This window comes from Rahnella aceris (genome assembly GCF_011684115.1).
In the GTDB taxonomy this organism is placed as follows: Bacteria; Pseudomonadota; Gammaproteobacteria; order Enterobacterales; family Enterobacteriaceae; genus Rahnella; species Rahnella aceris.
The window spans coordinates 2,286,620-2,308,657 of record NZ_JAADJV010000001.1; the positions used below are offsets into that span (position 1 = coordinate 2,286,620).

A 22,038-nucleotide genomic window follows, 5' to 3' on the forward strand; every position below is an offset into this window, starting at 1 on the left:
CCCGCAAAAGCGGGGCTCAGAAAGATATGCTGGCGTTAAAGAATTATCCGCGACGCGCTTTAACGGCGTTCGCGAGATTACGCAGCAGCACTTCGGTATCTTCCCAGCCGATGCAGGCATCGGTCACGCTCTGGCCATAAAGCAGAGGTTCACCGCTGTCGAGGCTCTGATTCCCTTCGACCAGATGACTTTCGACCATCACGCCCATCACCGCCTGTTCGCCACCCGCAATCTGACCACAAACGTCTTCACACACTTCCATCTGCTTTTTGAATTGCTTACTGCTGTTGGCATGGCTGAAATCGATCATGATACGGGCTGGCAGTCCGCCTTTTTTCAGGCCTTCTTTCACTTCCTGCACATCCTGAGCACTGTAGTTTGGCTTTTTGCCGCCGCGCAGAATGATATGGCAGTCGTTATTCCCGCTGGTGTTCACGATAGCGGAGTGCCCCCATTTGGTGACAGACAGGAAGCAATGCGGCGCGCCAGCCGCGTTGATGGCGTCGATCGCCACTTTAATGGTACCGTCGGTGCCGTTTTTGAAACCAACCGGGCAAGATAAGCCGGAGGACAACTCACGGTGTACCTGAGATTCCGTGGTACGTGCGCCGATGGCACCCCAGCTCATTAAATCCGCCAGATATTGTGGCGTAATCATGTCCAGGAACTCGCCCGCCGCTGGCAGACCGCTGTCATTAATATCCAGTAACAGTTTGCGGGCAATGCGCAAACCGTCGTTAATCTGGTAGCTGTTATTCATGTGCGGATCATTAATGAGCCCTTTCCAGCCCACCGTAGTGCGCGGTTTTTCAAAATAAACACGCATCACCACTTCCAGCTCACCTTGCAGCTCTTCACGCATTTTCAGCAAACGGGCAGCGTATTCTTTCGCGGCTTTCGGATCGTTAATAGAGCACGGCCCGATGACGACAAGAAGGCGATCATCGTTTCCTTTCAGTATCTTATGAATGGCATTGCGAGCCTGAGAAACTGTTTTTGCCGCTTTGTCAGTGGCGGGAAATTTTTCGAGCAGGGCAACCGGAGGTAAAAGTTCTTTGATTTCTTTAATGCGTAAATCGTCGTTTTGATAATTCATAACTGTTCCATTCGGGTGTTCATAAGAGACAAAGCGAAACGCTGACCGCGTTCAATCTAGCCGTATTGAATGTCAGTGTAAACCTGCTTTTACACTTACGATTCGTCTCATTTTGATTTAGGACATAATTTATTTAGCTAGGCTTTTATCAGGCACATGAAAAACGACCATGGACCTTTAACGAAACAATGGAGATGAACATTATGAAAAAGCTCGCAATCATGTTACTGACCGCAACCATGGCGCTGACCACCGGCGCTGCTTATGCTGCCGGCGAATCCTCAGCCAGCGATAACAATGGCCAGGCAAATCAGTCCGGCTCGCCGGGTTCAATTCAGAAAATTGCGCCAAAAAGTGTGAGCAACGATCAGATCAACAATACCAGTAAACCGGTGAATGAAGTGAATACCAAAACGGATACCACTACGCATCACATGAGCAAAGACAAACAGCATAAGAAAACCATGTGCAAAGATGGCCGTTGTCCGAATCAGACCCCGGGCACAACACCGTCGAAAGAAACCGGTAACTAATCCCGTCACGGTTGTTCACACAGGAGGAACTTTGTTTCCTCCTTCTTCCTTAACTTCCCCTTCTTGCAACACGTTATGATTACGCTATTGTGATTGTCTCGGTTCATCATTTTTGTGAATATAATTATGTCTTCTTCCCTGTTACCACAGGACAAAAACAGTCGCCGTTTGTTGCTGGCTTTCCTCGTTACTGTGATTTTCATGGTGGCCGAAGTGATTGGCGGGCTGGTCTCCGGCTCTCTGGCGCTTCTGGCCGATGCAGGACACATGCTGACTGACGCCGCCGCGCTGCTTGTCGCATTGCTTGCCGTACGCTTTGCTAAACGTAAGCCGAATACCCGCCATACTTTTGGCTATTTGCGCCTGACGACCATGGCGGCCTTCGTCAATGCCGCTGCGCTGCTGGTGATTGTCGTTCTGATTGTCTGGGAAGCCATCGCGCGATTCTTTAATCCACAGCCGGTGATGGGCACCACTATGCTGGTGATCGCCATCGCTGGCCTGTTTGCCAATATTCTGGCCTTCTGGCTGCTGCATCAGGGCCAGGAAAAAGCCAACATTAATGTGCGTGCCGCCGCGCTGCACGTTCTGGGTGATTTGCTGGGGTCAATTGGGGCGGTCGCTGCGGCGCTGATCATCATGTATACCGGCTGGACACCTGTGGACCCGATTTTATCAGTGCTGGTTTCCTGCCTGGTGTTAAACAATGCCTGGCGGTTGCTGCGGGAGAGTTTCCATGAGTTGCTGGAAGGCACACCGGAAGAGATCGATATCAATAAACTGCGCCGGGATTTATCCCTGAGTATCCCGGAGGTGCGCAACGTGCATCACGTTCACGTCTGGCAGATTGGTGAACAGCGTCTGATGACCGTGCACGTGCAGGTTGTTCCACCGCACGATCACGACGCGCTGCTTTACCGCATTCAGCACCATTTACTGGAAAAATGCCGCATCGGCCATGCCACGATACAGATGGAATATGGCCAGTGTGAAGCACCGGATTGTGAGATGAATGAAATTCCGGTGACCCGCGCCGGGCACGATCATCATGGTCATAGCCATGCACATCATCACCACTGATTCCTCAGGTCAGAACGAGAAAGCAAAACGCCTCCGTTATGGAGGCGTTTTTTATGGTCGCAAAATCAGGCCGGTTGCAAAGGCTGAGAACCGTTTTGCTTTGCACTTTTGATCCACAGCCACGAACCGTTCAGTGCAATCAGCGTCAGCAGCACGTATTCAAGCGCCATCGCATAAACGCCCTGATAAGCGAAAATCGCGACGCTGATGACATCAATGATGACCCACAGCAGCCAGTTCTCGACATATTTTCGGGTCATCAGCAGCATTGCCACAATCGACAACACCATCATTGACGAATCCCAGAACGGGAAGGCATCAGGTTGCAGTTCAGGCATCTGCACATTCAGCCCCAGCGCCTGCATCAGATTCACCGCCACTAGCGTCAGGGTGGCAAAAACGCGGTCAATGTTGAAGGTCATCAGCAGAATGCCTGCGATGCACACTACGCCCCATATCAGCGCTTTGCCACGCGGCAACCAGCGGATCTGCAATTCAGCTTCCTGATCGGCTGTCTGACGACTCCAGGCATACCAGCCGTAGATATTCGCGGCAAAGAAGAAAATCTGCAGCAGCAGGCTGGCATAAAGCTGGATCTGGAAAAAGATGATCGCAAACAATGTGACGTTGATCAGACCGAAAGGATAGTTGATCAGCTTTTCTTTGCTGGCGTACCAGATGCAGAGCAATCCAAAAAGGGTGCCTACAGCTTCAATCCACGACAGGTCATATCCGCCCTTTCCAAGCGGTATATGAACCAGAATATTGCTGGTACTGAAAAAATCCATCATCACATCCTTTTCCTTTTATTGTCAGTCACAAGACATTATCAGTCACAAAAAATGCTTACAGCGCTTTAGCCTGCGTCCGTAATCTAAGTTGGGCAGCAAAATCCAGCATGCGATTCAGGGGGATCAGTGATTTCACACGCAGCGCTTCTTCCACCTCGATAGCATGTTCCGTGCCGCCGTGTTCCAGACCTTCAGCAATGGCTTTAAGGCCATTCATCGCCATCCACGGACAATGTGCGCAGGTACGGCAACTTGCGCCCTCACCCGCCGTCGGCGCTTCAAACAATTCTTTGTCCGGGCACGCCTGCTGCATTTTGTAAAAAATACCACGGTCAGTGGCGACGATCAGTTGCTTCTGAGGCAACGTTTTTGCCGCCTGAATAAGCTGACTGGTAGAACCGACCGCATCAGCCATATCAACGATCGCCTGAGGAGACTCCGGATGCACCAGAACAGCGGCGTTCGGATACAAGCCTTTCATTCGGGTCAGGGCCTGTGTTTTAAACTCGTCATGGACGATACAGGCGCCCTGCCAGCACAAGACGTCTGCCCCCGTCTGCTTACGGACGTAATTTCCGAGGTGCCGGTCAGGTGCCCAGATTATTTTTTCACCCAGACTATCGAGATGTTCAATCAGCTCAACCGCAATGCTTGAGGTCACGACCCAGTCGGCTCTGGCTTTTACTGCTGCTGAGGTATTAGCGTAGACCACAACGGTGCGGTCGGGGTGCTGGTCGCAAAAATCTGAGAAAGCTTGCTCCGGGCAGCCCAGATCCAAAGAACATTCAGCGTTGAGGGTTGGCATCAGCACGGTTTTTTCCGGGCTGAGGATTTTGGCCGTTTCTCCCATGAAGCGCACACCCGCGACAAGCAGGGTCGAAGCAGGATGCTGGCTGCCAAAACGCGCCATCTCTAAAGAATCCGCGACAATACCACCGGTTTCTTCAGCGAGCGCCTGAATTTCAGGATCGGTGTAATAATGCGCCACCATCACGGCATCACGTTCCTTCAGCAGTTTTCTGATCTTCTCTTTATAGAAGGTCTTTTCATCTGCAGTCAGCACGGCGGGTTTCGGAGGGAAAGGATAAACCGTCGCATTCAGATCCAATGTTTCGCTCATACTCGTTATCTCATTCAGTCAGGCAACTTGCCCGGATAGCCATAAGCCACAACAGATCCCACCCGGGAATCCTTAGTTTTGTATGCTAAACAAAATACCGCAAAAAGCAGGGGAAGTCGTCCAAATAATAGACGCAGGGCTTAAAATGTTTACTGGACTTAAAAGAGTCTCGAACAAGACACGCAACGGGGGAACAAAAAGCGAAGACTTAAGAAAAAATGAGGTCTTTTGGGACTCACATGCGAAAAAAGCGCCAAAAGGCGCTTTTCTCTGAATTCTGCAATTTAGATGGCTTCACTGCATTTCCACTTTAACAGTGGTGGGCCGTGCTGGATTGACTCGATTTCACCTCGCCCTGCGGGCAACGCTTGCGCGTTGTCGTCTCGCTTCGCTCGGCTCGAACTTGTGGTTCTCATCCTGCACTGCTTCACTACATTTTCCACTTTGAAAGTGGTGGGCCGTGCTGGATTCGAACCAGCGACCAATTGATTAAAAGTCAACTGCTCTACCAACTGAGCTAACGGCCCATCTAAATGCTGCGTACTGCTTTTACTGTCGGCTTCTAAAATTATTCAGGACATTACACTCTAAAGAGTGGTGAGCCGTGCTGGATTGACTCGGTTTCACCTCGCCCTGCGGGCAACGCTTGCGCGTTGTCGTCTCGCTTCGCTCGGCTCGAACTTGTGGTTCTCATCCTGCACTGCTTCACTACATTTTCCACTTTAACAGTGGTGGGCCGTGCTGGATTCGAACCAGCGACCAATTGATTAAAAGTCAACTGCTCTACCAACTGAGCTAACGGCCCTTCCTGAATACTGCTTATTGCCAGCGTGTCTTGCAGTTGGTGTGCAAGCCACATGCAATGCTGATTTAGATTGGTGGCCGTGCTGGATTGACTCGGTTTCACCTCGCCTGCGGGCAACGCTTGCGCGTTGTCGTCTCGCTTCGCTCGGCTCGAACCTATGGTTCTCATCCTGCACTGCTTCACTGCATTTTCCACTTTAAAAGTGGTGGGCCGTGCTGGATTCGAACCAGCGACCAATTGATTAAAAGTCAACTGCTCTACCAACTGAGCTAACGGCCCATCTAAACCTGCTGCATATTGCCTAAATCTCTGACAGCGTTAGCCGTTTGGAGTTGTCTGGGCAACGGCGGCATATATTACTTATTTAACTTTTCAGTGCAACTTTAATTTTCAGAAAGAGTGCTAACTGATGGCGTTTCACACACTCAAGCCCAGAAAATGCACGATATGTACATTTTCCGGACCTGAACGAGGAACTATTTTGCAGATAAACGTTTTTGAGCTTGTTTTGCCGCATCGGTATTTGGGTACTGTTTCACGACCTGTGCGAAGACGGCTTTGGCTTTATCAGCCTGCCCTTTCTCCTGCATGATCACCCCAACCTTGAACATTGCGTCAGAACTTTTTGGAGACTTAGGGTAGTTTTTGACCACAACCGCAAAATAATAGGCAGCATCGTCTTTTTTACCCTTGTTGTAATACAACTGTCCCAGCCAGTAATTGGCATTAGGCTGATAAGTTGAATCAGGATATTTTTTTACGAAACTCTGAAAAGCCGCAATGGCTTCATCATACTGTTTCTTTTCCAGCGCCAGTGAAACTGCAGCATTGTAGTCACTGTTCACGTCACCGGTGCTTGCCGGGGCTTGTGCAGCACCCGCATCAGGCGTTGTGGCAGCAGAACCGGAAGCGTCACCTGTGGCTGCTGCAGCACCCGTGCTGGCGGCTCCGGCAGAACTCTGGCTTAAGCTGTCCAGTTGATTAAAAATCTGCTTCTGGCGATCACCAAGCTGACTCAACTGATATTGGTTCTCCTGGATTTGACCACGAAGAGTATCCATATCACGTTGGGTATCAGAAAGTTGTTGCTGGAGTTGAGTTAATAGCTGGCTGTGAGCGTTAGAAATACGCTCCAGAGAGGTGACCCGATCTTCAATCGAGCCTGAGCCGACATTACTGATTGGCGCTTGGGCAGTAGCGGCCCATGGGACCGCTACGCCAACCAGTAACGACAGACTCAACAAGTGAGTTCTGAAGTTACTGCTCATACTACTCTCTTAGTATACCAGTACGGCACGACGGTTTTTAGCGTATGCCGCTTCGTCATGGCCCAGTACAGCTGGTTTTTCTTTACCGTAAGAAACGATAGAGATTTGGTCAGCAGAAACGCCTTTGCCTTGCAGGTACATTTTAACAGCAGTAGCACGACGTTCGCCCAGGGCGATGTTGTACTCTGGAGTACCACGTTCGTCAGCATGACCTTCTACAGTCACTTTGTAAGACGGGTTGCTACGCAGGAAAGCAGCGTGCGCGTCCAACATCTGAGCGAATTCAGAAGACACATCGTATTTGTCCAGGCCAAAGTAAACGATGTTGTTTTTCTGCAGTTCTTGCATCTGCAGACGAGCTTGCTCTTCTGAAGACATGTTTGCGTTTTCAGTGCCTGCGCCAGAGTTCAGACCCATACCGTTGGATTGGTCGTTGTCTGCGTTCTTGTGAGAACTACAAGCAGCTACTGCCAGTACAGGCAACGCCAGCATCAGCCCTTTCAGCACTTTATTCAGTTGCATCTATTCGATCCTTTTATAATTTTTTGCCATACATAGTTTTTCTATGCATTACAGATACGGCGACCAGGCAGGAAATTTGACCTGTCCATCAGTTGCCGGAAGACGCGCTTTGAAGCGCCCATCAGTCGATACCAACTGCAATACGGAACCCAGTCCTTGAGAGGAACTGTAAATTACCATGGTGCCATTTGGTGCGAGGCTAGGCGTTTCATCCAGGAACGTGTCCGTCAATGTTTGAACGGCTCCCGTTGCCAGATCTAGTTTAGCGATGTGCTGTGTACCGCTGGCGCTGCTCACCATAACCAGGAACTTGCCATCTGTACTTACGTCAGAGTCCTGATTCTGCGAGCCTTCCCAGGTCAGACGCTGAGGCGCACCGCCATTAATGTTGACTTTATAAACCTGCGGACGACCGCCCTGATCCGACGTGAATGCCAGATTCTGGCTGTCCGGGAACCAGGTTGGTTCCGTATTGTTGCTACGTCCGTTAGTCACCTGACTAATCTGGCCAGAAGACAGATTCATCACATACAGGTTCAGGCTACCGTCTTTAGACAGTGCGAAAGCCAGTTTGCTGCCATCCGGAGAGAAAGCTGGTGCACCGTTGTGACGAGGGAATGAGGCAATCTGCTTGATTGCACCGTTTGCCAGCGTCTGAACCACCAATGCTGAACGACCGCTCTCAAAGGTGACGTAAGCCAGTTTGCTGCCGTCCGGAGACCAGGCCGGAGACATCAGAGGCTCAGGTGAACGGTGAACGACAAACTGATTGTATCCATCGTAATCCGCTACACGCAGTTCATACGGGAATTTCCCGCCGTTAGTCTGCACGATATAAGCGATACGGGTACGGAATGCGCCTTTAATACCGGTCAGCTTTTCAAACACTTCATCGCTGGCGGTATGGGCGGAATAACGCAACCATTGTTTGGTCACTTTGTACTGGTTTTGCGCCAGCACGGTACCTGGTGCGCCAGAGGTATCCACCAGTTGGTAAGACACCACATAGCTGCCATCGGCTGCAGGCTGAACCTGACCGATAACAACAGCATCAATACCCAGCGCGGTCCAGGCTGCAGGGGTCACTTCTGCGGCGGAGGTTGGCTGCTGAGGCATACGTGATGCATCAATAGGATTGAATTTGCCACTGTTACGTAAGTCAGCAGCAACGATACCACCCACATCTTCAGGTGGTGTACCCGGGCCAGCCCATTTGAATGGCACAACGCCAATCGGACGAGCTGTATCTACCCCTTGGGTAATTTCAATGCGAACTTCTGCATGAACCACAGATGCCCACATCATCAAAAGGCCGAACGCTACTCGAAATGCCTGCTTCATTGTATCTCCCTTATCTGGACGTATCTGCCCGCGATAATTTAGCAGAATTTTAACAAACCAACGCACACAAAACTAGAATTACACCCTGCAAACCATCGTAAAAATCTGAAAAGTTATCATTTTCATCTTTTATTGAGGTTTGAAATCTATCGGAGCATTTTTAAATACTTCATAGACGGCTTCAGAAGGCGGTTTCGGGAACTTCGCCTGTCGGGCTGCGGCAAGCGCCGCCTGACACAGTGCAGGATCCCCACCTTCTGCCGACACACTGATTAATGAGCCATCAGGGTTCATTTTAACGCGCAACGCACAGGTTTTGCCTGTATAAGATGACGCGTCATAGAATCTGCTCTCGATGGCAGCCTTAATCTGGCTACCATAGTTCGCAATATCAGCCCCGGATGCCCCCGCCTTTTTCTGAGTCCCCTTCCCTGAAGGAGCAGAAGCGCCGCCACCTGTTGCGCCTTTCGGTGCATTTTTGGAGTCGGCAAGGCCATCAAATAAGTTATTCGCATCAGCGGCTTCTTTGGCTGCGGCGGCAGCTTTTTTATCCGCTGCAGCTTTCTTGGCAGCAGCGGCAGCTTCCGCTTTTTTCTCTGCGGCAGCGGCAGCTTTTGCATCGGCGGCGGCTTTGGCATCGGCGTCAGCTTGTGCCTTCGCATCAGCCGCGGCCTGAGCTTTTGCCTCAGCAGCAGCCTGTTTTTTGGCTTCTGCGGCCGCTTCTTTCTTAGCGTCCGCTTCGGCTTGTTTCTTCGCTGCGGCAGCGGCGGCGGCAGCTTCAGCCTCTGCTTGTTTTTTAGCATCAGCTTGTGCTTTAGCCGCTTCTTTCGCAGCATCTGCTTTCGCCTGAGCGGCCGCTTTGGCCGCTTCAGCCTTCGCTTGTGCGGCAGCAGCTTCTGCCTGTTTCTGCTGTTCTTTCGCCTGCTCAGCGGCTTGTTCAGCCTGCTTCTGCTGCTGAGCCTGTTCCTGAGCCTGCTGCTTGGCATTTTCCTGCGCTTGCAGACGCTCTTTCTCAAGTTCTTTCAGGCGTTGCTGTTCTGCGGCCTGTTTCTGTTGCAGCTCTTCAGCCTGTTGTTCTGATTTTTTCTGACGCGCTGCGGCAGCACGTTGGGAATCAGCCTGTTGCTGCTGCTGACGGTTGTACTGATCGACCACGGCACTTGGATCAACCATTACGGCAGAGATATCGCTACCGCCACCGCCGCCACTCATGCTGGTATCTTCGTCCAGCGATCCCCAAATCAACAGGGCTATAATGATGATATGCAGAACGACCGAAACAATAACGGCGCGTTTGAGCTTATCGTTTTGTTCAGTTGCAGTTGCCTTTACCAAAATAGATTTCCCAAGACAGGATTACTAAAAACCCGGTTTCCTGTATTGCCTGTCATACTTTTAACAAGCCAGAGAATGCCGGGTTTCAAATAAGTGTTACAAATTACCTATCCTCAGATAGGTTGTGTCATCAATCCGACAGACTTCACGCCAGCCTGATGCAGCATGTTCAGCGCCTTAATAATTTCATCATAAGGCACATCTTTCGCACCACCGATCAGAAATACCGTCTTCGGATTGGCCTGAATACGGCTGGTCGCTTCCGCGATCACCTGCTGTTCAGGCAATTGTTCCATACGCTGATGGTCAACCACGATGGTGTATTGACCCACGCCAGACACTTCAACAATCACTGGCGGATTATCATCGCTGGACACCGTTTTAGAATCCGTTGCGTCAGGCAAATCAACTTCCACACTCTGGGTAATGATGGGCGCTGTTGCCATAAAAATCAGTAACAGAACCAGCAGTACGTCCAGCAGCGGAACGATATTGATCTCCGACTTACCTTCGCGACGGTTACGACGACCTCGTGAACGAGCCATACTCTCCCCCTTTAGTTACTGCTGGTTTCGCGAGAGAAAGCCTGACGGTGCAGGATAGCCGTGAATTCTTCCATGAAGTTATCGTAGTTTTGCTCAAGCTTGTTCACACGCTGGTTCAGGCGGTTGTACGCCATAACAGCAGGGATAGCGGCAAACAGACCAATCGCGGTGGCGATCAGTGCTTCTGCGATACCCGGAGCAACCATTTGCAACGTTGCCTGTTTCACAGAACCTAAACCGATAAAGGCGTGCATGATCCCCCAGACTGTACCGAACAGACCGATATAAGGGCTGATAGAACCGACAGTACCAAGGAACGGAATGTGAGTTTCAAGTGATTCGAGTTCACGGTTAAAAGAAATACGCATCGCACGTGAAGAACCTTCAATCACGGCTTCTGGCGCGTGGCTGTTGGCACGATGAAGGCGGGCGAACTCTTTAAAACCAGAATGGAAGATCTGCTCTGCCCCGCTCAGGGTTTCGCGGCGGCCCTGACTTTCCTGATACAGACGGGAAAGTTCGATACCGGACCAGAATTTATCTTCGAACGCTTCTGCCTCGCGGGTGGCGGCATTCAGCACTTTGGTGCGTTGAATGATGATCGCCCAGGACGCGATAGAGAAGCACACCAGGACAAGCATAATCAGCTTGACCAGGATGCTGGCCTTCAAAAATAAATCAAGAATGTTCATGTCAGTCACTGCTTAAACTCCGCGACAATAGACTTAGGAAGCGCTCGGGGCTTCATTTGGTTTGGATCAATGCATGCGATCAACACTTCTGCAGAACTCAGAAGGTTTCCATGCGAATCAAGAATTCGTTGTGCAAAAGTAAGAGAAGCTCCGCGAATGGACGTAATCTCACTCTGAACATCCAGCAGGTCATCTAAGCGAGCTGGTGCAAAGTATTCGACCGTCATGCGGCGGACAGCAAAAGCGACGTGTTCACTCAGCAACTGCTGCTGGTGAAAATTGCGTTGGCGCAACATCTCTGTGCGAGCCCTTTCATAAAAGGCGACGTATCGGGCATGGTAGACCACACCTCCCGCGTCTGTGTCCTCAAAATAGACACGAACCGGCCATCGGAACAACGAATTACTCACTGTACATCCCGTAATGCAATTTGACGGCACTACTATACGCAAGAGAATTGGGGTTGGGAATGGGTAGGATTGCTGGAATGAAAATAATTATGGGCCAGCACGGCCCATAAGAAAATTACTGTAAATTTGTCTTTTTTTTATGCAAAAAATCAGCTGAAAAAGTAATAAAGTCCTGCAGCTAGCGCAATCATCGCCAGCAATGGCGAGAAGAAAGCCTTCCAGACTGATTTATTCGGGCGAAAACCCAGGCCGTGGATCACGCCACTGCACACAGCCCATATCAAAATGAGCCCATGCCAGACTTCAAGCTGACTGGTCGACGAGGCAAACATGCCCGGTTTCCAGAAAACGCAACCGGCCAGTGCCAGTGACATCACAAGCGAAAGGGCCCGCAAGGGGCCCTTGTCTGTGATGGCGTAGAGTTTATCCACGATCACACTCATTATTACTTCTCTTCTTTAGCCGCTTTATTGGCTTCGCTGTGTTCAAACGCCAGCGCGGTAATGATACCGAATGAGCAAGCCAGTAAGGTGCCGAGGATCCAGGCAAAATACCACATGGTGTTCTCCTTAATACAACGAATGCTTGTTGTTCTCGATGTAGTGTTTATCGAGGCGCCCGAACATCTTGTAATACGCCCATGAGGTGTAAATCAGGATGATTGGCACAAAGATACAAGCGACAACGGTCATCACTCTCAGCGTCAACAGCGTAGATGTTGCATCCCACATTGTCAGGCTGGCATTCGGTTCAGTGATAGAAGGCATCACGAACGGGAACATAGTGATACCGGCAGTCAGGATCACACAGGCGATAGTCAGTGAGTTACTGATGAACGCCAGCGCGGCTTTATTCATGCGCGAGAACAAAATGGTCAGCAGCGGCAAAATCACACCTAACGCAGGAATTGCCCACAGGCCCGGCGTCTTGTTGAAGTTCGCCAGCCATGCACCCGCTTCATGAGACACAGTTTTGCGCAGCGGGTTAGACGGACCCGCGTGATCCATAACGGATGTCACGGTGAAGCCATCAATCCCTTTCACTAACCAGATACCCGCCAGCAGGAAGCACACCATCATCACCAGCGCAGAAATCTGCGACGCGGTACGGGTACGCAGGTGCAGTTCACCCACAGTACGCATTTGCAGGTAGGTAGCGCCCTGGGTGATCAGCATAGTCAGGCTCACCAGACCGGCCAGAATGCCGTACGGGTTCAGCAAGCCCAGCAGATTACCGGTGTAGAACAGACGCAGGTCGCTGTCGATATGGAACGGCACCCCTAACAGAAGGTTACCGAAGGCCACACCGAACACCAGAGCGGGCACGAAGCTGCCGATAAAGATGCCCCAGTCCCACATGCCACGCCAGCGAGCGCTCTCGAGTTTTGAACGGTAATCAAAGCCCAGCGGACGGAAGAACAAGGCGCACAACACCAGCACCATCGCGGCATAGAAGCCGGAGAAAGCCGCTGCGTAGACCATCGGCCAGGCAGCGAACAATGCGCCACCGGCCGTAATCAGCCAGACCTGGTTGCCGTCCCAGTGCGGGGCGATGGCGTTAATCATCACGCGGCGGTCAGTATCGGTTTTACCGATAATGCGCACCAGGATGCCTACGCCCATATCAAATCCATCGGTGACGGCGAAGCCGATAAACAGCACGCCAATCAGCACCCACCAGATGAACCGTAAAACTTCATAATCAAACATAAGTGGACTCCCTATTACCGAGCTTGCTCAAGTGGCGCTGAAGTTTGTTCATAATGATAACGGCCAGTTTTCAGGCTGCTTGGGCCCAGGCGCGCATATTTGAACATCAGGAACATTTCAGCGACCAGGAACAGGGTGTACAGACCGCAGATGAGGATCATCGAGGACAGTACATCACCCACAGTCAGTGAAGAGTGTGCAACCGCAGTCGGTAACACTTCACCAATCGCCCAAGGCTGACGACCATATTCAGCCACGAACCAGCCCGCTTCGACAGCAATCCACGGCAATGGCAGGCCGATGAATACCGCGCGGTGTAACCAGCGTTTCTGACCAATCTTGCCGCGCAGGACGGTATAGAAGGACAGCGCAATCAGGACGAACATCAGGATGCCGCAGGCAACCATGATACGGAATGCGAAGTACAGAGGCAGAACGCGTGGAATAGAATCTTTGGTCGCTTTCTGAATCTGTGCGTCAGTCGCTCCCGCCGGGTTGTCGGTATAGCGTTTGAGCAACATACCGTAGCCCAGATCCTGCTTAGCATTTTCAAAATCGCTGCGGACTTTCGGGTCAGTATTGCCCGAACGCAGTTCTTCCAGCAGGGTGTACGCTTTCATACCGTTGCGGATACGCACTTCATGTTGCGCCATCAGGTCTTTCAGACCAGTAACCGGCGTATCCACGGAACGCGTAGCAATCAGGCCGAGCAGGTAAGGAATTTGAATGGAATATTCATTTTCCATTTTGTCCTGATTAGGCATGCCGAACAGCGTGAAACTTGCCGGTGCAGGTTGGGTATCCCACTCTGCTTCGATAGCCGCCAGTTTGGTTTTCTGTACGTCACCCATTTCATAACCGGATTCATCACCCAGTACGATAACGGAGAGCACTGCGGCCAGACCGAAGCTTGCAGCGATAGCAAATGAACGCTTCGCAAAACCTACGTCGCGGCCTTTTAACAGGTAGTAAGAGCTGATAGCCAGAATGAACATCGCGCCAGTCACATAACCAGACGCTACGGTATGAACGAATTTAACCTGTGCGACCGGGTTCAGAACCAGCTCAGAGAAGCTGACCATTTCCATACGCATGGTTTCGTAGTTGAAGGTCGATGCAATCGGGTTTTGCATCCAGCCGTTCGCCACCAGGATCCACAGTGCTGACAAGTTTGAGCCAAGGGCAACAAACCAGGTCACTGTCATATGCTGAACTTTAGAAAGACGGTCCCATCCGAAGAAGAACAGGCCCACTAAAGTGGATTCCAGGAAGAACGCCATTAAACCTTCAATCGCCAGAGGCGCACCGAAGATATCACCGACGTAATGTGAGAAATATGACCAGTTAGTCCCGAACTGGAATTCCATGGTTAAACCGGTTGCAACGCCCAATGCAAAGTTAATTGCAAAAAGTTTGCCCCAGAATTTGGTCATATCTTTATAGATTTGTTTGCCGGAAAGCACATAAACCGTTTCCATAATTGCCAGTAAAAACGCCATACCCAGCGTTAATGGGACAAATAGGAAATGGTACATGGCTGTTAAAGCAAACTGTAAACGCGACAGTTCAACGATATCAAACATCTTGACCCCTTGCTCCTCGGAGGAAGACCCCAAATTGCGATCTCTGACGAACCGGTTGCCGGAACGCCTCATGACTACCAGTATTCAAATGTGTGCAGAACAGAGAGCCAGCATTCAGTGCGAGTAACGCTGTCAGCGGGACACTCTGAACCCGGAAAAAGCGCGATCAGCGGGCCTGTAACAGGCTGATGAACGGGCAAAATCACGGGAAAAATAATCATACAAAAAACGGATGGTTACAGGAGCATTATGTTACGCCAGTAATCCCACACATTAAATAGGTTTTTTAGTGACCCAAAGCGGATTTCCGTGTACAGGTCAATTTAAGAACAAAACAGTGATAATCGCTGTAATTGATCTGACGCAATTTAAGCCTATCTCATTGTTTATTTCTATAATGTCTTCATCAATTTCGAAAAAAATATTTCAGGATGTTAACCGTTGGTTTCATTGAGCTTTAAGGGTGGCCTTTATGTTAATTAATTGTGTTTATATGGTTATCGTTAATATTTATTTTGCTACCTGTTTAAACCTAATTATTAACCTTTTATTTCCAATGAACCTATCGTGCTGTGTTAATAAATATAGCTCAATTCAGCGAATGTTAACTATTTCGCTTAAAATAAAAAAGGCCACCCGAAGGTGGCCAACATGTCGAATCTTTTTCTTAAATAAAATGGCTTCACCCGCACCGTAATTTCACCGGTGCGGGTGGGGTAATACTTATTGCGGAAGCAATGATTTCACGGCTTCGCCGATATCGGCCAGGCTGCGAACGGTTTTCACGCCTGCCGCTTCCAGCGCTGCAAATTTCTCATCAGCAGTGCCTTTACCACCGGCAATGATGGCGCCTGCATGGCCCATACGTTTGCCTTTAGGCGCAGTCACACCCGCGATATAGCCCACAACCGGTTTGGTCACGTGTGCTTTGATGTACGCGGCAGCTTCTTCTTCCGCGTTACCACCGATTTCACCGATCATCACGATCACTTCAGTCTGTGGATCTTCCTGGAACAGCTTCAGGATATCGATGAAGTTAGAGCCCGGTATCGGGTCACCGCCGATACCGACGCAGGTAGACTGGCCGTAACCGTAATCAGTTGTCTGTTTAACGGCTTCATACGTCAGCGTACCGGAACGGGAAACGATGCCCACTTTGCCTGGCAGATGAATGTGGCCCGGCATGATGCCGATTTTGCATTCGCCCGGCGTGATAACACCCGGACAGTTTGGCCCGATCATCACTGCATCGCTCTGATCCAGTTTCACTTTAACCACCAGCATATCCAGCGTCGGAATGCCTTCAGTGATACAGATGATCAGTTTAATACCTGCATCCAGCGCTTCCAGAATAGAGTCTTTACAGAACGGTGCCGGCACATAAATCACAGACGCCGTTGCGCCGGTAGTTTCTACCGCTTCACGCACGGTATTGAACACTGGCAAGCCCAGATGCTCGGTGCCGCCTTTGCCTGGCGTAACGCCGCCAACCATTTTGGTGCCGTAAGCGATGGCTTGTTCGGAGTGGAAAGTCCCCTGGCTACCGGTGAAACCCTGGCAGATAACTTTGGTGTTCTTGTTGATTAAAATCGACATTATTTCCCCTCCACTGCCGCGACAACTTGTTGAGCCGCATTCGTCAGGCTGGTCGCTGCAATGATGTTCAAACCGCTGTCTGCCAGTTTTTTGGCACCCAGCTCGGCATTGTTACCTTCAAGACGCACCACAACCGGTACGCTGACGCCCACTTCTTCCACCGCGCCGATGATACCGTCGGCGATCAGGTCGCAACGAACGATACCGCCGAAGATGTTAACGAAGACAGCTTTGACTTTTTCATCGGACAGGATGATTTTGAAGGCTTCGGTCACGCGTTCTTTGGTTGCGCCACCGCCAACATCCAGGAAGTTAGCCGGTTCGCCACCGTGCAGTTTCACGATATCCATGGTACCCATTGCCAGACCGGCACCGTTCACCATGCAACCGATGTTGCCGTCGAGTGCAACGTAGTTCAGTTCCCACTGCGCCGCCTGAGATTCACGGGCATCTTCCTGGCTGTAATCGCGCATTTCACGCAATTCTGGCTGACGGAACAAGGCGTTGCCGTCTGCACCCAGTTTGCCGTCGAGGCAGATCAGGTCGCCAGCGGTAGTCACCACCAGCGGGTTGATTTCGATCAGCGCCAGATCGCGCTCAAGGAAGATGTTCGCCAGACCCATGAAGATCTTGGTGAACTGCTGAACCTGCTTACCGGTCAGGCCCAGTTTGAAAGCCAGTTCGCGCCCCTGATAAGGCTGCGGACCTGCCAGCGGATCCAGTGCCACTTTATGGATCAGGTGTGGCGTCTCTTCTGCCACTTTCTCAATTTCCACGCCGCCTTCTGTAGACGCCATGAACACCACGCGACGGGAGCTGCGATCCACTACCGCACCGAGGTACAGTTCCTGATCGATATCCGTTGCCGCTTCAACCAGGATCTGGTTAACCGGCTGACCGCTGGCGTCTGTCTGGTAAGTGACCAGACGTTTACCCAGCCAGTGCTCAGCAAAAGCGCGGATCTCTTCTTTGCTTTTGACCACTTTCACGCCGCCCGCTTTACCGCGGCCACCGGCATGAACCTGACATTTCACCACCCACGGACCGGCACCGATTTTCGATGCAGCCTCTTCCGCTTCACGCGGGGTGGAACAGGCGAAGCCCGTCGGTGCTGGCAGGCCGTAGCGCAGGAACAGCTGTTTCGCCTGATACTCGTGTAAATTCATGATGTTCTATCCATTCTTAGTAGGAAGGCTTATCAGGGCACAGCGAACTGTGCCGCAGATTTTTCGATCTCTAATCTTTCGCAGTGCCGGGACTAGACGTCCAGCAGCAGACGAGCCGGATCTTCCAGCATCTCTTTAATGGTCACCAGGAAGCCGACCGATTCACGGCCATCAACCAGACGGTGATCGTAGGACAGCGCCAGATACATCATTGGCAAAATCACTACCTGACCATTGACCGCCATAGGACGATCTTTAATGGCATGCATGCCGAGGATCGCACTCTGTGGTGGGTTGATGATTGGCGTGGACATCAGGGAGCCGAAGACGCCGCCGTTGGTCACAGTAAAGTTACCGCCGGTCAGTTCTTCCACTTTCAGTTTGCCGTCACGACCTTTGATCGCCAGCTCTTTGATTTGCTTCTCGATATCCGCCATGCCCAGCGTATCGACATCACGCAGAACCGGGGTCACCAGGCCGCGTGGCGTGGATACCGCGATGCTGACATCGAAATAGTTGTGGTAAACCACATCCTCGCCGTCAATAGAGGCATTCACTTCCGGGTAGCGTTTCAGTGCTTCAACCACGGCTTTCAGATAGAAAGACATGAAGCCCAGACGCACGCCGTGACGTTTTTCGAAACCATCACCGTACTGCTTACGCAGATCCATGATTGGCTTCATGTTGATTTCGTTGAAGGTCGTCAGCATCGCAGTGCTGTTCTTCGCTTCAAGCAGACGCTCAGCAACACGCTTACGCAGACGGGTCATAGGCACACGTTTTTCGCTACGTGAACCCAGAGCCGGAGCGGCGCTGGTCGCTGCCGGAGCGGCGGCTGGCGCGGCTGCCGGTTTCGCGTCTTTGGCTTTCGCCAGATGCTGTTCGATATCTTCACGGGTCAGACGACCACCAACACCGCTGCCTTTAATCGCGCTGGCATCCAGAGAATGTTCAGCAATCAGGCGGCGGATAGCCGGGCTGAGTGCGTCGTTGTTCTCTTCTTCCAGTGCTGCTGTGTGGCGTGCCGCAGGAGTCGCTTCTTTATCGGAGCTTTTCTCAGTGCTTGGCTTACCGCTGCTGTTACCCGGACGAATACGCGCCAGGATCTGACGGGAAATGACCGTCGCACCTTCGTCTTCGATAATGCTGTCCAGGATACCGGCTTCACTCGCCGGGACTTCCAGAACCACTTTGTCGGTTTCAATTTCTACCAGTACATCGTCACGCTCAACACTGTCGCCCGGCTTTTTGTGCCAGGTGGCAACCGTCGCATCCGCAACGGATTCAGGAAGGTCAGGGACCAGAATATCTACGCTACTCATTATCAATCCTTCTTATGTTCCATATAGTTAACTGACACCGACGCGGTTATTTAACGTTCAGCGCATCGTTAACCAGATCTTGCTGTTGCTTCTGGTGAACGGACATGTAGCCCACTGCCGGAGAGGCAGAGGCCGGGCGTCCTGCGTAACGTAAAGAAGCCCCGAAAGGAATCACTTCACGGAAATTGTGCTGGCTGCAATACCACGCGCCCTGGTTCAGTGGCTCTTCCTGACACCAGACGAAATCATGAACGTGTGAGAATTTCTCAAGCACTTCCTGAATTGCCTTGTGCGGGAACGGGTAAAGCTGTTCGATGCGGACAATCGCCACATCGGTTTGCTCGTTTTTGCGACGTTGTTCCAGCAGGTCGTAATAAACCTTACCGGAGCACATCACCACGCGCTTAACCTGTTTCGGATCCAGTTCGTCGACTTCACCAATCGCTGGCAGGAAGCTGCCGTCAGCCAACTCCTCAAGCGTAGAAACCGCCAGAGGATGACGCAACAGAGACTTCGGTGACATCACGATCAGCGGACGGCGCATACCGCGCAGTGCCTGACGGCGGATCATGTGGTAAACCTGCGCCGGGGTAGACGGGATACATACCTGCATATTTTGCTCAGCGCAAAGTTGCAGATAACGTTCCAGACGCGCGGAGGAGTGCTCCGGCCCCTGCCCTTCGTAGCCGTGCGGCAGCAGCATCACCAGACCACACATGCGGCCCCATTTCTGTTCGCCGGAACTGATGAACTGGTCGATAACCACCTGTGCACCGTTGGCGAAGTCACCGAACTGCGCTTCCCAGATGGTCAGGGTGCGCGGTTCAGCGGTCGCGTAACCGTATTCAAAGGCCAGCACCGCTTCTTCGGAAAGCACGGAATCCCAGACATTGAATTCGCCCTGGCTGTTATGAATATTGGCCAGCGGCACGTACACCGAACCGTTTTTCTGGTTATGGATCACCGCATGGCGATGGAAGAAGGTGCCGCGGCCGGTATCTTCACCGGAAAGACGAATCGGAATACCTTCATCTACCAGCGTAGCGTAGGCCAGATTTTCCGCGCCACCCCAGTCGAACTTCTTATTGCCTTCGGCCATCTCGTTACGGTCGCCGTAAATCTTGGCAACGCGGGATTGCATTTCGATCGCATCAGGCACATGGCTGACACGACGCGCCAGTTCCTGCAGGCGTTTCAGCTCGACCTTGTTCGGATAAGCCTCATCCCATTCATGATTCAGATACGGTGACCAGGTGAAAGTGTGCATGTCATTCTGACGCCACTCTTCCACCACGCATTCACCGGCATCCAGCGCATCGCGGTACAGGTTGACCATTTCCGTGGCATCTTCGAGGCTGGCTACGTTTTGCTCAGTCAGGACATCAGCGTAAATCTTGCGTGGCGTCGGGTGTTTCTTGATCTTGTTGTACATCAGCGGCTGGGTTGCGCTAGGTTCGTCGGCCTCGTTATGGCCGTGGCGACGGTAGCAAACCAGGTCGATCATGACGTCACGTTTAAAGGTGTTACGGAAATCCAATGCCAGGCGGGTCACGAAAGCCACCGCTTCAGGGTCATCGGCATTGACGTGGAAAATCGGTGCCTGCACCATTTTCGCGATATCGGTACAGTAATCGGTAGAACGCGCATCTTTCGGATTCGAGGTGGTGAAGCCCACCTGGTTATTGATGACGATACGCACGGTACCGCCCACTTCATAACCGCGTGCCAGCGACATGTTCAGGGTTTCCTGAACCACACCCTGACCGGTAATGGCCGCGTCACCGTGAATGGTGATTGGCAGAACCATGTTGCTGCGCGCTTCGTCCAGACGATCACGACGGGCACGAACAGAACCGATGACGACCGGGCTGACGATTTCCAGGTGCGACGGGTTAAACGCCAGCGCCAGGTGAACCATACCGCCTTCGGTTTCCACATCAGACGAATAACCCATGTGGTATTTCACATCACCGGTGCCCAGGTGTTCTTTATGCTTACCGGAGAATTCGTCGAACAGGTCCTGAGGTTTTTTGCCCAGCACGTTGATCAGTACGTTCAGACGACCGCGGTGCGCCATACCCAGCACGACTTCGCGGGTTCCGTTTTTGCCGGCATGACGGATCATTTCTTTCAGCATCGGAACCAGCGCATCGCCACCTTCGAGTGAGAAGCGTTTTGCACCCGGGAATTTCGCCCCCAGATAACGCTCCAGACCTTCTGCAGCGGTCAGCTCTTTAAGAAACGTTTTCTTCTCATCATTGGTGAAACTCGCACGACCTGCCACGGATTCGATTCGCTGTTGGATCCAGCGTTTCTCTTCAGTGTTGGTAATGTGCATGTATTCCGCACCAATGGAACCGCAATAGGTTTGCTTCAGGGCTTTATACAGCTCGCCGAGCTGCATGGTTTCCTTGCCAATGGCAAATGAACCGACGTTGAAGGTTTCCTGGAAATCAGCTTCAGTCAGATGGTGGAACGCCGGGTCCAGATCAGGCACGGCATCCAGCTTCCACAGGCCGAGGGGATCAAGGTTTGCGTTCTGATGACCACGGAAGCGGAAGGCGTTGATTAACTGCAGCACCTTGACTTGCTTGGCATCCGTTTCCGGATCGCTGATGGAGGAGTTATAACGTGACGCGTCTTTCGCCAGGCGGCGGAAGTAGTCCCGAGTTTGAGAATGGAGTTGCTCTGGTTTCACACCCACTGTTGGTAGCTGTTTAAAAATCGAACGCCAGCTATCGTCAACGGAACCAGGATCGGTTAAGTAGTCTTCATAGAGTTGCTCTATGTAAGACTGGTTTGCACCCGCCAGATAGGAGGAATCCAGCCAGGCCTTCATTGCGCCGTTCTGCATCGTGATCCCTTAAGCTTTGAAGCTTTAGTTTTCGCCGTGGTTAATAATAATGACCGTGATACACCGCGGTAAAACGGTTTTCCATACTAAAACAGTTCGTTGGTTGAGCGGTTGGCTCTTCAAGGAACCTTCAGAAATCCGCCATGCGCGTGACTGATTTTTGAAGTTACCCTGCTTATTTCTGCTGCCTTTCGGGGGATTTTTATCTCCCGGTTTTTGACCCGGCTATCTTACTCCAGTCAGGCGCAACTTTGTTGCACTTGTTGCTAC

General features: G+C 51.6%; 20 protein-coding genes, 3 tRNA genes and 3 other RNA genes. 2 read left to right on the forward strand and 24 right to left on the reverse strand.

The genetic code is table 11. The features are described 5' to 3' along the window. Positions 1-43: 43 nt before the first annotated feature. Entirely contained in the window at positions 44-1,096 is a 1,053-nt protein-coding gene (gene aroG / locus GW591_RS10445) for a 3-deoxy-7-phosphoheptulonate synthase AroG (protein ID WP_166860548.1), read from the reverse strand. Between the two features lie 203 nt (positions 1,097-1,299). Between aroG and GW591_RS10450 the strand changes: the two genes are divergently transcribed. Both GW591_RS10450 and zitB read left to right on the forward strand, forming a co-directional pair. After that, entirely contained in the window at positions 1,300-1,629 is a 330-nt protein-coding gene (locus GW591_RS10450) for a protein YbgS (RefSeq protein ID WP_013576421.1), read from the forward strand. 126 nt (positions 1,630-1,755) lie between these two features. Continuing rightward, complete coding sequence (zitB, locus tag GW591_RS10455) at positions 1,756-2,709, forward strand: CDF family zinc transporter ZitB (RefSeq protein ID WP_015690251.1); 954 nt, start codon at positions 1,756-1,758, stop codon at positions 2,707-2,709. Between the two features lie 65 nt (positions 2,710-2,774). Here the strand turns inward: zitB and pnuC are convergent, their stop codons facing one another. From pnuC to sucA, 23 genes are all read right to left on the reverse strand, one after another. After that, positions 2,775-3,497 (reverse strand): nicotinamide riboside transporter PnuC, encoded by a 723-nt coding sequence (gene pnuC / locus GW591_RS10460; protein ID WP_037037501.1) that lies wholly within the window; start codon positions 3,495-3,497, stop codon positions 2,775-2,777. A gap of 58 nt (positions 3,498-3,555) precedes the next feature. Beyond that, positions 3,556-4,620 (reverse strand): quinolinate synthase NadA, encoded by a 1,065-nt coding sequence (gene nadA, locus GW591_RS10465; RefSeq protein ID WP_112151664.1) that lies wholly within the window; start codon positions 4,618-4,620, stop codon positions 3,556-3,558. 317 nt (positions 4,621-4,937) lie between these two features. Next, a non-coding RNA gene (locus GW591_RS10470) (RtT sRNA) lies at positions 4,938-5,057 on the reverse strand. Between the two features lie 14 nt (positions 5,058-5,071). Continuing rightward, positions 5,072-5,147: transfer RNA gene (locus GW591_RS10475), tRNA-Lys, on the reverse strand. A 68-nt stretch (positions 5,148-5,215) separates the two neighbouring features. Continuing rightward, positions 5,216-5,335: non-coding RNA, RtT sRNA (locus GW591_RS10480), on the reverse strand. 14 nt (positions 5,336-5,349) lie between these two features. After that, positions 5,350-5,425, reverse strand: a tRNA-Lys gene (locus GW591_RS10485). Positions 5,426-5,496: 71 nt separating this feature from the next. Further along, positions 5,497-5,613: non-coding RNA, RtT sRNA (locus GW591_RS10490), on the reverse strand. Between the two features lie 15 nt (positions 5,614-5,628). Then, positions 5,629-5,704, reverse strand: a tRNA-Lys gene (locus GW591_RS10495). Positions 5,705-5,901: 197 nt separating this feature from the next. Next, positions 5,902-6,693 (reverse strand): cell division protein CpoB, encoded by a 792-nt coding sequence (gene cpoB, locus GW591_RS10500; protein WP_013576425.1) that lies wholly within the window; start codon positions 6,691-6,693, stop codon positions 5,902-5,904. 9 nt (positions 6,694-6,702) lie between these two features. Continuing rightward, positions 6,703-7,215, reverse strand: a complete 513-nt coding sequence (pal, locus tag GW591_RS10505) for a peptidoglycan-associated lipoprotein Pal (protein ID WP_013576426.1) — start codon at positions 7,213-7,215, stop codon at positions 6,703-6,705. Between the two features lie 48 nt (positions 7,216-7,263). Next, positions 7,264-8,556, reverse strand: coding sequence for a Tol-Pal system beta propeller repeat protein TolB (gene tolB, locus GW591_RS10510; RefSeq protein WP_013576427.1), 1,293 nt, complete (start codon positions 8,554-8,556; stop codon positions 7,264-7,266). A 129-nt stretch (positions 8,557-8,685) separates the two neighbouring features. Then, positions 8,686-9,891, reverse strand: a complete 1,206-nt coding sequence (gene tolA, locus GW591_RS10515) for a cell envelope integrity protein TolA (RefSeq protein ID WP_166860550.1) — start codon at positions 9,889-9,891, stop codon at positions 8,686-8,688. A gap of 113 nt (positions 9,892-10,004) precedes the next feature. Then, on the reverse strand, positions 10,005-10,436 hold the full coding sequence (gene tolR / locus GW591_RS10520) for a colicin uptake protein TolR (RefSeq protein ID WP_013576429.1): 432 nt from the start codon (positions 10,434-10,436) through the stop codon (positions 10,005-10,007). A gap of 11 nt (positions 10,437-10,447) precedes the next feature. Beyond that, positions 10,448-11,137: a Tol-Pal system protein TolQ gene (gene tolQ, locus GW591_RS10525; protein WP_013576430.1), complete on the reverse strand. Its 690-nt coding sequence runs from the start codon at positions 11,135-11,137 to the stop codon at positions 10,448-10,450. Continuing rightward, positions 11,134-11,538 (reverse strand): tol-pal system-associated acyl-CoA thioesterase, encoded by a 405-nt coding sequence (gene ybgC, locus GW591_RS10530; protein ID WP_013576431.1) that lies wholly within the window; start codon positions 11,536-11,538, stop codon positions 11,134-11,136. Before ybgC ends, tolQ begins: the two co-directional genes overlap by 4 nt. A 149-nt stretch (positions 11,539-11,687) precedes the next feature. Continuing rightward, a complete protein-coding gene (gene ybgE / locus GW591_RS10535; RefSeq protein ID WP_013576432.1) occupies positions 11,688-11,981 on the reverse strand; it encodes a cyd operon protein YbgE in 294 nt (97 codons plus the stop codon). A gap of 2 nt (positions 11,982-11,983) precedes the next feature. Next, positions 11,984-12,097 (reverse strand): cytochrome bd-I oxidase subunit CydX, encoded by a 114-nt coding sequence (gene cydX, locus GW591_RS10540; protein ID WP_013576433.1) that lies wholly within the window; start codon positions 12,095-12,097, stop codon positions 11,984-11,986. A gap of 10 nt (positions 12,098-12,107) precedes the next feature. After that, positions 12,108-13,247 carry a cytochrome d ubiquinol oxidase subunit II gene (gene cydB / locus GW591_RS10545; protein ID WP_013576434.1) on the reverse strand — a complete coding sequence of 380 codons (1,140 nt, stop codon included), beginning with the start codon at positions 13,245-13,247 and terminating at the stop codon, positions 12,108-12,110. Between the two features lie 14 nt (positions 13,248-13,261). Next, complete coding sequence (gene cydA / locus GW591_RS10550; protein ID WP_013576435.1) at positions 13,262-14,830, reverse strand: cytochrome ubiquinol oxidase subunit I; 1,569 nt, start codon at positions 14,828-14,830, stop codon at positions 13,262-13,264. 723 nt (positions 14,831-15,553) lie between these two features. Further along, positions 15,554-16,426 (reverse strand): succinate--CoA ligase subunit alpha, encoded by an 873-nt coding sequence (gene sucD / locus GW591_RS10555; RefSeq protein WP_013576436.1) that lies wholly within the window; start codon positions 16,424-16,426, stop codon positions 15,554-15,556. Beyond that, a complete protein-coding gene (gene sucC / locus GW591_RS10560; protein WP_013576437.1) occupies positions 16,426-17,592 on the reverse strand; it encodes an ADP-forming succinate--CoA ligase subunit beta in 1,167 nt (388 codons plus the stop codon). The genes sucD and sucC overlap by 1 nt, the downstream gene beginning before the upstream one ends. Before the next feature lie 92 nt (positions 17,593-17,684). Beyond that, positions 17,685-18,914: a 2-oxoglutarate dehydrogenase complex dihydrolipoyllysine-residue succinyltransferase gene (gene odhB / locus GW591_RS10565; RefSeq protein ID WP_013576438.1), complete on the reverse strand. Its 1,230-nt coding sequence runs from the start codon at positions 18,912-18,914 to the stop codon at positions 17,685-17,687. A gap of 46 nt (positions 18,915-18,960) precedes the next feature. Beyond that, a complete protein-coding gene (sucA, locus tag GW591_RS10570) occupies positions 18,961-21,768 on the reverse strand; it encodes a 2-oxoglutarate dehydrogenase E1 component (RefSeq protein WP_013576439.1) in 2,808 nt (935 codons plus the stop codon). Between the last annotated feature and the right edge of the window lie 270 nt (positions 21,769-22,038).